Source organism: Candidatus Zixiibacteriota bacterium (genome assembly GCA_020853795.1).
Classification (GTDB): Bacteria; Zixibacteria; MSB-5A5; order CAIYYT01; family CAIYYT01; genus JADJGC01.
On sequence record JADYYF010000023.1, the window covers coordinates 1 to 11,427 of the forward strand.

The following is an 11,427-nucleotide window of genomic DNA, read 5'->3' on the forward strand; positions in this document are numbered from 1 at the left end:
GATGATCGTGCGCTGCGTAATTCCCGGCGCGCCCTTGGCATCGAGAAACGACACCAGACCCTCGCCGGTCCCCAGCTCGTTGATCGTCTTTTCGATGTCGAGATTGGGATTGGGGCGGAAGGTCGTCGCCGCCGCCTTGACCGCCTTCTGGTCGCGCGGCGTAAACGCCCGCAAAGCAAACTGGATGCGATTGCCGAGCTGTGACAGCACCGTGTCCGGCACGTCCAGCGGATTCTGCGTGATGAAGAACACCCCCACACCCTTCGAACGGATCAGCCGCACCACCTGCTCGATTTTCTCCAGCAGCGCCTTGGGCGCTTCATCAAACAGCAGGTGTGCCTCGTCGAAGCAGAACACCAATTTCGGCTTGTCGACATCGCCCGCCTCCGGCAACTGCTCGAACAACTCCGCCAACAGCCAGAGCAGGAACGTGGCGTAAGCGCGCGGCGACTGCATCAGTTTATCGGCGGCGAGCACGTTCACCATGCCGCGACCGTCGGGGGCCAGTTGCATCAGATCGTCGATATCGAGCGCCGGTTCGCCGAAGAATTCATCGCCGCCCTGTTCCTCCAGCGTCAGTAACGCCCGCTGGATCGCGCCGATGCTCGTTGCGGAAACATTGCCGTAAGTCGTCGTAAACTGCTTGGCGTTGTCGGCGACGAACGTGAGCATTGACCGGAGATCTTTGAGGTCGAGCAGCAGCAGCTGGTTGTCATCGGCGATTTTGAAAACAATGTAGAGCACACCGCTCTGCGTCTCGTTCAGGTCGAGCAGGCGGCTAAACAACAGCGGGCCCATATCGGAGACGGTGGTGCGAATCGGATGCCCCTGTTCGCCGAACAGATCCCAACAGGTGACCGGCGAGCCGCGGAACTGGAAGTCGGTAATTCCAATCTTGCCGAGCCGTTCGCTGATCTTCGGATTCGCTGCCCCCGGCTGGCTGATGCCGGCCAAATCGCCTTTGACATCCGCCAGGAACACCGCCACCCCGCGCGCGCTGAGGGCCTCCGCCATCACCTGAAGTGCGATCGTCTTGCCGGTGCCGGTGGCGCCGGCGATCAGGCCGTGGCGGTTGGTCATTTGCGGCAACAGGAGGAGCTCGCTCTCGCCCTTTCCCATCAGAATCGGATCGCTCATTTCGGCCAGACCTCCTCAGCCAATAACATTGTGCCCGCCCGCTGCACGATAGCGAATGACAACGGTCGGGGTCAAGCACTTAGCGTTGCTGCGCAATTGCGATCAGAACTTGAGGGGGACTTTGGAAACAACCCAGCGGAACTTGCCGGCGGAAGTGCGCGGGATGTCGGCCACGGTGCGGACGGTGATGTTGACATTATCGCCGACCATCGTCTGCAATGAGTGCTTGATCGAGTCACCCTCTTCGTCGCGATAGCCGGCGCGTGGCACGAGCCGCACGTCGATTGTGTGCAAATCTTCCTGCCAGATCTGGATATGCTCGACGTTTTCCAGATCCTTGGTCGCGGTACCCAGCGCCGAGGGCGACAGGTATCTCCCGTCGGGCGTCGTCACGGTGTCCTCGTCGCGGGTCGTCACATCCTGAATCCGCGGAAACGGCCGTCCGCAACCGCACGGCTCATGGTAGAAGGCGGAGATATCGCTCGATTGATAACGCAGCAACGGTTGCGCGTAATTGTGCAGGCCGGTGGCGACAATCCGACCCAGCCCGTCTGCGGGCCGGCCGTCTTCACCGAGAAGCTCCGTTACGCCGAAATCGATATCGAGATGCTTGCCTTCGTGGCGGTGGCATTCGGTCGCAAAGATCACCCGCTCCGACATGCCGAGGAAATCGTACACTTTGCAAACAAATGCCTTTTCGATCGCTGCGCGCTGGTTCGGCAACAGCGGTTCGGCCGAGGTGAATACCGCCTTAACCGGGAACGATTCGCCGCGACGGTTGAGATAGGCAGCGACAATCGACAGCGTCGACGGAAAACCCTCGATCGCCACCGGCTGGAATCTCGCCAGTCGGTCAATGTAATGGCCGAGATTCGTTTCAGAGAGGTGGAACGCCGAGAAGAAGAGCTGATTCAGTGTCCAGTTTTGGCGCCAGTACGGCGGCTTCTTGACCTCGGCGGGCACGATCTGCCGGCCGATGAAATACGCCATGCGGTCGAACGGATTGACGCCGGCCTGCCGCTTTTGCCGCCAGTCCACCACGGTCTTGACCATGCAGACGTTCCTATCCCAGACGATGCGAATCGGGTTGGCTGTCGTGCCGGAACTGAACCCGACGATCAAATCCGATTTGCGCACACTCTCGGCAATCAATTGTTCGCCGTAGTCGCGCATCTGCTGGCGCGTCAACACCGGCAGCTTCGGCAAGTCTGCCGCCGATCGAAAGTCCGTCGGCGTCAGCTTGCGTTCCTGCATGATCCGGCGGTAGTACGGCACATTGCGATAGCAGTGCGCGATCAACAGCCGCAGCTTTTCCGATTGGTAAGCCTCCAGCTCGGCGGCCGACATCGACGCGTGGCGTTCGAACTCTTCCAGCAGCCGCTGGAACTTCCGACCGTATTCGCGATAATACAGCTTCAGGCCGTAGAGCGAAATGCCGACGGTCTGCAGGATGATCGGGCTCAACAAGTAGAATTTGTGAAACAGTCCGGTCATGTCTTAAACGCGCCTGCGTCTTCGGGTTGATTTCCTCAGCTCTCCTTGCCGGTCTCGCGCGGTTCCGTACTACTCAGCAGTAACGCGAAATCGGCATTCTGGTTTCTTTGTCGGTCGCGAAATGCCGCAAATCGAGGCCGCAAGACCATGATTTCCTCCCGCCGCCGCCTACGGACAGGCGGAACACGGCTGCGGCCCGCCGCCGAAGATATAGTTAATCAAGTAGACGGCATCGGAAATGCTGACGCTGGCTGTACAATCGGCATCCCCGGCCAGCACCGGACTCGGTGCCGGTCCGCCCGCAAAGATGTAATTGATCAAGTAAACCGCGTCCGAAATTGAAACCGCTGCCGACCCGTCCGCGTCACCGCAGACGTAGCAAGGCGTGGCGCCCGTGGACGGCGGTTCGCATTCGTCCGGGAAGCCGTTGCCGTTGGCATCGACGGCCGTGCCGTTGAGCAGATCGAGGCTGTCGGCTATACCGTTCCCGTTGCAGTCCGGGAAACTGACCGGCTGCACCAGCACGACGTCGAGCGCGTCGGCCACGCCGTCGCCGTCGACATCCGCCTCAATCAGGATCGACTCCAGATCAAGCGGATTAAACGCGCCCAGCACAGCGGCGCCGTCGATATTGGTCTCGCCCCACGGCGGCAGATTCAACGATCCGGCCACCGGCACGCCGGGCGGCAGCCCGTTCAGCCGCAGCGCCGTCAAGGCGCCGCCTTCGGCCGAACTCTCACCGCGCAATGTGTAGTCAAGCGTTGCCGCGGAATCGGATTCGTTCCGGGCTGAAAACACGAATGTGCGCGCTTGTCCCATCGCCACACCGGTAATATCGCGTGGATCCTTCACCGTCACGCACCAGGTGTTGGAGGCAATTAACTTCGAACAGCAGGTGCTCATCGCACCGGAGAGCGTATCGCGCACCGTCACGCAGAAGCAGGCGACGTTGCCCGCCGTGAATCCCAACGGACGACTCAGCGTCACCGGAATTTGCGTGCACTGGCCCGGCGCCAGATTGATGGTGCCGTTGGCCGGGCTGAAGGTAATGCCGCTCGCGTCAAAGTTGCAGCCGCTGCCGGTCGCCATCGGCGCAAACGAAAACTGCGCCACGGAGGTGTTCGGCGTGCGGTTGCAGATGGTCAGATTCAAGGTCACCGTGGTCGCCGTGCGGCAGAGCACAGCCGAGGTGGGCAGGGTGCAGGTGATCTTGCACTTCCCGCGCGAGCCGGCGGAATAGAGGCGATCGATCTCGGTCGCCGGCAGCGGGCGAATCCAGATTTCCAGCTCATCCAGCAATCCGACGAAATGCCGCTCGGTATTGAGGCAGCTTTCACCGGGGTTGGAACTCACTGAAGTCGGTCCGTGGCCGATATCGAGCACCGAGCCGACACCGTTGGTCGAGTAGATTCGTCCTGCTCGCGGTGTGAAGGCGCAGACGGAATCGCCATTGTAGTAGAAGACTCCCACCGGCGAGCCGCTGGAGCGGTCAACCGTCACGGCGACGTGCTGCCATTCGTTGAGCACGACTGGCGCCGTCGGGGTCTCAAAGGTGTCGACCGCATTCGGGAAGACATTCATCGCCAGCCCCAATCGCGCCTGCGTCGACGACACGCGCTTGAGGTACAGCATGATCCCGTTGTTGCCGTTGCCGCCGGAGGCGGAGTTGCGGTTGTCGAGAATCGGAATCGCCGCGCATGGCTGGTAAGGTGAATTCGGGCAAGCGGCGGCGAAAGTCTCCGGGTTGATCCAGACATCGATCGAGAAATCGCCGGTGTCGACTTGCGCGAACGGGTCGTCGAAGACGCGGACGTAGCGCGCCGAATCCAGCGCGATCGCGCCGTTGACGACACCCTCCGCATGTGCGAACTGGTCGGCGTAGTGCCAGCCGGAGCGCGTGCGGGCGGCAATATCGTTGGCCGGTCCCGTCGCGGTCTCGTCGAACGGATACCACGCAATCATGCCCGCCGCCGGTTTGATGCAGCAGGTGTCGGCGATGCAACTGGCGTTGCCGAAGTCCGCATCGCTGATCGTCTGGCCGGTGCCCATGCTATAATTGTGCACGCTCGGCGAGGGGAAGGTCTGGACCCAGTTCGGCTGCAACTGCTCGGTCACCGTCCAGGCGCCGCAGGGGATGTTGTTGAAGCAGTAGTTGCCCGAGCCATCCGTCGTCGTGCTGGCATAGAGCGGGCCGTTCCAATAATAGAGCTGAATCGTCCAGCCGGCCAGCCCTGGTTCGCCAAGGTCCTGGACTCCATTCTTGTTCAAGTCGTTGTATTTGGTGCCGCAGATGTTGCAGAGAATGCTGCAGGTCGTGGTCGAGCACGATTGATTCGGATAGAACGTCTGCCCGCCGAGCGCCGTGCACTCCGCCTGGCTGTTGGCCGGGATACAGTTGAAGTCGATACAGCAGGCGCCGGTCGGCTGGCAGAATTTCGCGATATAGCCGTCATCCAGTCCGCCGCAAATCGGCTGATAGTAGGTCGAACCACCGGGATTGGCCAGGAAGAAAGTACCCGAATCGACGGCCTCGCCGGTAGCGAAGATGCAGCCATAGTTTCCAATCGAGATACTGGAACCGAAGTCGGGATTGTCACTACCCCAATAGGTCGACCACAGCATCGTGCCGCTGTTGTTGAAAACCCCGATCGTGGCATCCTGGACGCCGATGTTCGTGCCCTGGAAGAACGACGGGCCCGGCGGATTGAGCACCGGGAAGTTCGTCGAGAAGGTCATGCCGGTGATATAGAATCGCCCCTGGGGGTCGAGGCAGATCGACTTGCCGCTGGCCCCCATCAGAAAGTCAATCTGGCTCCCGCCGTAATACGTGCTCCAGATCAAGCTGTCGGCGCCGGTGAATTTGGTGATCGTCATGTCGAGGTCGCCGCCCCAACTCTGGATATAGGCGCCGCCCGGATTGACTACCGGGAAATTCGTCGATTCGGAATAGCCCGCCACAAAGACGTTACCGCTGCCGTCGACAACCGCGTCATCCGCCCAGTCGGTGCTGTCGCCGCCAAGATAGCTCGCCCAGGTCTGCACCCCGTTGAGATTGAAGCGACTGACAAAGCCGTCCTGCGTGCCGCCGAGCGTGCTGTCGAAATATGCGCCGGCCGCGTTCAGCACCGGAAACGCCGGCGACTGCGTCAGGCCGGTCACGTAGATCGCGTTGACCGTAACCACGATGCCGAGCGCCTCCTCGTTTCCGGCCCCGCCGAGATAGGTCGACCATAACTGCGCGCCCAGCGGACTGAACTTGACGACAAAGGCGTCTTCGAATGTGGCAATCGTCGGCTGGAAGTAAGCCCCGCCGCCGGGATTCAGCAGTGGGAACATTGTCGAGGAGGTATAGCCGGTCATGAAGATATTGCCGGTGGCGTCGATCACCAGGCTGGTCGCGTAATCGTAGTTCTCGCCGCCATAGTAGCTCGCCCACTGGCGCACGCCGAGCGAGTTGAATTTCATGATCGTCGCGTCCGCTTGCCCGCCGTTGTAGGTCGTGTCATTGTAGGCGCCCGGCATGATGTAGCGCGGCCAGTTGGTGGCAGTCGTGTAGCCGCAGACATAGAGGTTCTGAAACTGGTCGAGGGCACAATCGGCATTGGCCTCAGAGCCGGTGCCGCCGTAATAGGTCGCCCACAGCCGCACGCCGGCCTGCGTGAATTTCCAGATGAAGCCGTCGATCAGCAGGCTGTCGGTCAGTGTGCCCTGGAAGAAGGCGCCGTTGGGCGCGTTCTGCGTCGGCATGTTGTTCGAAAAGCTGTAGCCGACGACGTAGACGAAATCGTTGACGTTGTCGCAGAGGATCGAGCGCGGGCCGTCGAAGTTTGAGCCGCCGTAGTAAGTGCTCCAAACCAGCGGCGGGTCGATCGTCAGCGTCTGACTGCGATCATAGTCGTCGATGGCAAACGTCACGATGTTGCCGTCAACCACGAAGCGGCCGTTCACCGGCGCGCCGTCGGCCTGGAAGCAGTGCAACGCGCCCTCCTGCACCTCACCCAATTCCGTGCGAATCCGCAACCGGGCGGCATCGGCCGAGATTTCGATCGAACTGGCGCCGCGATACTCCATCCGAATCTGCGCGATATCTGCGCCCGGGCGGACGATAAAATCATGCTGGACGGCCGCGCCGGGTCGGCTCAGCACCACCCAGTCGATCCCGCGATAAACTTCCGCAAAGGTCACCTTGCCATAGGTCGGGACGCCGAGCACACCCTCAGGGCGCTGGCTGCGATAGAAGTGCGTCACACCGAGATCGGTCAGGGGTTCCTCCATGGTCACACGCTCGGCCGCGATCGCTGCGCCAGTCAAGTTTAGATCGATCCGGCGCCACTCGAACTCTTTCGGTCCGATTGCCGCGCCTTTCGGCCGCCACACCTTGGCGCCCTTCTTGATGCGCTTGAGGAAATAGTGCGACAGTCCGGACTTGGTGACATACACTTCCGCACCCTGCACGTTGGCGCTGAACAAAACATCGTCCGCCGTCTTCCCGTCGATATTCGCCACTTGCCCGCGGTTCGGCGTAAACCCGAACGACAGATTATTGGTCCATTCGTTCACCTGAGCCTCGGTGGCTGCATCGGCCGGCTCCCACGTCTGCGCGCTCAAACCGCTAACGCCGGCGGCAACCGTGACGCTGGAATTCTCAGCGCGCAGCGGCTGCGACAGGAACATTAGCAACAGCACGATTGCTGCCGGGCTCAAACAGAGGAATATGGTGTCGGTGGTCTTGGATACACTCGGGCGGACGGAAGTCAACATGCTGCCTCACTTGCGGACCAGGTCAGACCGCAACGCTACTGGTTTCGAAGAGGGTTCCCGATAACAGGAAGAGTTTGGACTTGATGGGTCAATAATAAACACATTTTGGCGATTTTAGAAAGTAGAATTTTCACGCACAACCCATCACGGGCGCATCAAATCAGGAGTTTAAACGTCAACTTATCGCCCTGGAATTGCTACCCGCGTCCGCAAGAGCTGACCTCGATTCGAACGGCGGGGAACACCGGCAAGCGCTCGCCGGAGGCCGCTTTTAACTGCGACAACAAACTCTATTTACTTTGACAACTCTTCCCGAGCTTGATACCTTACAGCAGCGATCGAGACCGAATGCTGCACCGCCGCGAGGCGACTCAGCCGAAACTCGTCGCGTCACAAAATCCAGAATCCCAGTTGCGTATTGTCTTCTTCCGTTTTCCGGTTGAGCTGACGGGTCGGTCTGGATACCGGCAGCACCGGCGAGGAGATCAGAGTCAGAGCGGCTTATGGGTAATCCGGCGGCACGAATCGGCGACCTGACCGCACACGGCGGTGTGATCACTTTGGGTGAGCCGACGGTGCTGATCGGCGGCATGCCGGCGGCGCGCGTCGGCGACATGCACACCTGCCCGATGTGCGACGGGCCCAAGCCGCATGTCGGCGGCCCAATAACGATGGGCTGCTTCGTTGTCCTGATCGGCAATCGCCCGGCCGCCCGCGTCGGCGATATGGTGACCTGCGTCGGACCGCCCGACACCATCACCATGGGCTGCTTCACGGTGTTGATCGGCGAAGGCGGCGGCGCCGGTGGTGGGGCCGGCAGCGGCGGCAGCGGCAGCGGGCAAGGCGCCGGTCAAACTGCGGCAGCGGCCGAGACCAATGTCGGTTCCGGCGGCGGCGGCAGCAGCGGTGGTTCCGGGGAAAGCGAGGATCACTACCTCGACGTCAAATTCGTCGACCGCGGCGGTCATCCGATCACCGACGTCAGTTACAGCGTCAAGAAATCGGGAGCCGATGTTGGCGGCGGCTCACTCGCCGGCGACGTCAAGATGAACGGCGTTGATCCCGGTACCTACGACATCGAACTCAAAGCCATCAAAACGGCCAAGTGGTCGGTAGTCAAAGCCGCCGTCGGCGATACGGTGAAACTCACGGCGGAAACCTTCGGTATCGCTGCCGGTACTGCCGCCTCTTTCCGCATTTTCCAGATTGGCTCCCGCCAAGGCGAGCGCCTGGTGGAGACGATCTCCGACGGCCAGGTCGCCGGTGACAAGGTCGAAGCCCAATGGAAGTTCGACTACTCCGACGATGACAAGCCGGAAATCGGACACGAAAACGCCAAGGAGTACAGCTATCCCCGCTTTTACTTCAGCGTGACCGTTGCCGCGATTTCCGCGCGCTCCGACTTGCTGACGCTGTCAGACGAACTGCAGATCACGCTCAAAGATGATAAGGGCAATGCAATACCCGATGAGCAGTATGTCGTGCAATTCACCAACGGCGAGATGCGGCAGGGAAAGCTCGATGCCAACGGCACAGCGACGGAGCGCAATGTTCCGCCGGCCAAATGCCGGGTGACGTTTCCGAACGTGACCGACGCCAAGAAGCTGCCGACATAGAGCGAAGGTGTGACGGCATGGCACTAAAAGTAGATGCAACCACCGCCGATGTCGTCCTGGCGCTGCAGACCGCGCCGGGCACCGACGCTGACACCATCATCAACGCCGGTGAAGCGAAGATCGTGGCCGACGGGAAGGAATCGCCCGTCAAGCCGCAGGCGAACGGCTTCTATGGCATGAAAGTCAAGATCAGCGGCACGGTTGACCTCAAGGTCCTGGGCACAACCTACACGATCAAGCACGAGCCGGAAGCCACACTGGAGGATGAGGCCAAAGGGCTGGTGTTGGCCGGCTGGCAGAAGCTGGGCGATCTTGGTCAAGTCCACGGCCGCCAGCGCCGCCTGCAATTGCTGGGCTATTATACCGGTCGCGTCGATGATGAGCGGGGCGAGAAGATGGAACGGGCGGTCCTCGATTTTCAGGCCGACAACAATCTGCGCACCGACGGCATCACCGGCGGCAACACCAATCCCAAGCTCGACAATGTCGTGACCAGCAAAAACAAGTTCGGCGACACCTTCGTGATTCGCCGTTCGCTGATTCGCTTCACCCGCGCGCCCTCCGATAAGGATGCCACGGTCAAGTCGGGTATCCCTTCGGCGAAGGCGCCCGATCTCGACGACCGCGGCTTCATCAAGGCCAAGTCGATGGGCAGCGATCTGCGCGGCCCCGTCCTGACGATGGCTCCTGACAGCCCGTTTCGCATCAAGGTGATCCGGGAGTACATCGCCAAGGACGTGCCGCTGCATGTCACAACGGCTCCGGCCGATCTGATCGAAGTCGTCTCAAAGCTGCCGCTGCCCAACGAGAAGGAGATGATCCTCGAACTCAAGACCGCTGCGGTCAAGGCGAAGACTGAAGCCGAATTGAAAGTGGTTGTGAAGCAGGACAAGACGGAGGTTACCGTCGGCGTGTTGCAGATCATCATCCTGCCAGTGTTTCGCATGGAGGTGCGGCCCTACTGGACGATAATTGCCGGCCCGGGTGGTGTGACCCCGACCGCGCCCGCGACCTCCAAGGACACCTGGAAAACGATCTTTGCGCTGGTCAATGCGATCTGGAAGCCCTATGGGATGTACTTCCACTTCCAGAACTGGCGCAACTGCAACGTCAATCTTTCCGTGGCCGGACAGCACAGCGCGATCGGCGGCGTCTATCGCACGGAACTGGTTTCGATGACCACGGCGGTGGCACCGCTGGAGCAGGATAAGATAAACGTCTTTGTGGTGAACAGTATCGACGGCGCGAACGGCCTGACCTGGAGCCCGTTACGGTTTAACTGGCCGAATGCCGTCAGTATTGCGAAGAATGCCGGAGAACATCGCGGCAATGCCGGTCCGGCGCTCGATCTGGCGCACGAGTTCGGACACTATCTCGGCCTGGCCAACAACTTCGGCGCCACTCAATACAGCCACGCCGAAGATGACCCCAGCGCTGCCAACAAGAAGCATGACATCTATTCGATGCGGCGTCTGATGTATGGTGGCTGGCCGGGAGACGATCGCGCCGAGGGCTGGGCGCACAACGTCGGCTACGGCCACAATGCCTCCGGCGGTGTCGTCAGTGTGCGCAATTTGCCGCAGGACAAGACCGACAATGAGTGTTTCGGCGCGCGCAAGCAATCGCGTTCGGCGAAACGGTATCGCAATCCGTGAGGCAGGGTCGCCATTGTGTTTCGCGTCAAGCTTCACATCTTGTGTTGGCTCCTGGCGGCAGCCGCCGTCACTGGAACTGGCTGTCGATCGCAAGCTGATCGCAGCGACACCCGCGAGCGAGGAGGAAACGTGGCAAGTAGCATAGACAGTCTGCACAAGCTGGTGCTGGCGAAAGACTGGGAAGCGATGAACCTCGCCGAAGATGTCGGCGATACGGCCGCACCGATGCTGAAGGAATTGCTGGGTAATCATGACGGCGAGATTCGCGATCTTGCCCTCGGCTGCCTGGTGCTCACCGGCGACCAGCATCTGACGAAGGTTTTGGCGCAGGCGCTGAGCGACACTGATGAGGATGTGCGGATGCGCGCCTTGCTCGCCCTCGAATCGCGCTACGATCAAAAGATCCTGCCCGAACTGCTGGCCAATCTGGAGAATCCCGATGCGAACATCCGCACCGGTGTGGCAGCACTTATCGGAAATCTGCGCGACAGCTCTGCGGTGGCGCCGCTGCAACATCGACTGCAACAGGAAAACGATCGCGAGTCGGCGCGTCAGATGCGCTTGGCACTGGCCAAGCTGGGGAATGAATCACTGAAGCTGGAAATCGCCGGGCAACTTGACAGCGCGGAGTCTCATATCCGCTTGCAGGGGATTCGCGATCTGGCCTACATCGATGATAAGGCTTTGGCGGCGCGTCTGCGACCGGCGTTGCGCGACCGCGACAACGCCTTCGAAATCGGCGACCCCGACCAACCGCGCTTCGC

At 60.8% G+C, this 11,427-nt stretch carries 6 protein-coding genes; 3 read left to right on the forward strand and 3 right to left on the reverse strand.

Annotated features, from left to right (window positions below; all coding sequences use genetic code 11):
- From IT585_01495 to IT585_01505, 3 genes are all read right to left on the reverse strand, one after another.
- Positions 1–1,137: DUF853 family protein (locus IT585_01495; protein ID MCC6961905.1), on the reverse strand; the 1,137-nt coding region annotated here is incomplete at its 3' end.
- 102 nt (positions 1,138–1,239) lie between these two features.
- Positions 1,240–2,631 carry a phenylacetate--CoA ligase family protein gene (locus IT585_01500; GenBank protein MCC6961906.1) on the reverse strand — a complete coding sequence of 464 codons (1,392 nt, stop codon included), beginning with the start codon at positions 2,629–2,631 and terminating at the stop codon, positions 1,240–1,242.
- Positions 2,632–2,799: 168 nt separating this feature from the next.
- Positions 2,800–7,392: an SBBP repeat-containing protein gene (locus IT585_01505; protein MCC6961907.1), complete on the reverse strand. Its 4,593-nt coding sequence runs from the start codon at positions 7,390–7,392 to the stop codon at positions 2,800–2,802.
- 503 nt (positions 7,393–7,895) lie between these two features.
- On the opposite strand from IT585_01505, the gene IT585_01510 reads away from it, so the two are divergent.
- The 3 genes from IT585_01510 to IT585_01520 form a co-directional block, all read left to right on the forward strand.
- Positions 7,896–9,008: a PAAR domain-containing protein gene (locus tag IT585_01510; GenBank protein MCC6961908.1), complete on the forward strand. Its 1,113-nt coding sequence runs from the start codon at positions 7,896–7,898 to the stop codon at positions 9,006–9,008.
- A gap of 17 nt (positions 9,009–9,025) precedes the next feature.
- Positions 9,026–10,663: a peptidoglycan-binding protein gene (locus tag IT585_01515; GenBank protein MCC6961909.1), complete on the forward strand. Its 1,638-nt coding sequence runs from the start codon at positions 9,026–9,028 to the stop codon at positions 10,661–10,663.
- Positions 10,664–10,792: 129 nt separating this feature from the next.
- Positions 10,793–11,427 (forward strand): HEAT repeat domain-containing protein (locus IT585_01520; GenBank protein ID MCC6961910.1); only part of this gene is annotated, 635 nt, incomplete at its 3' end.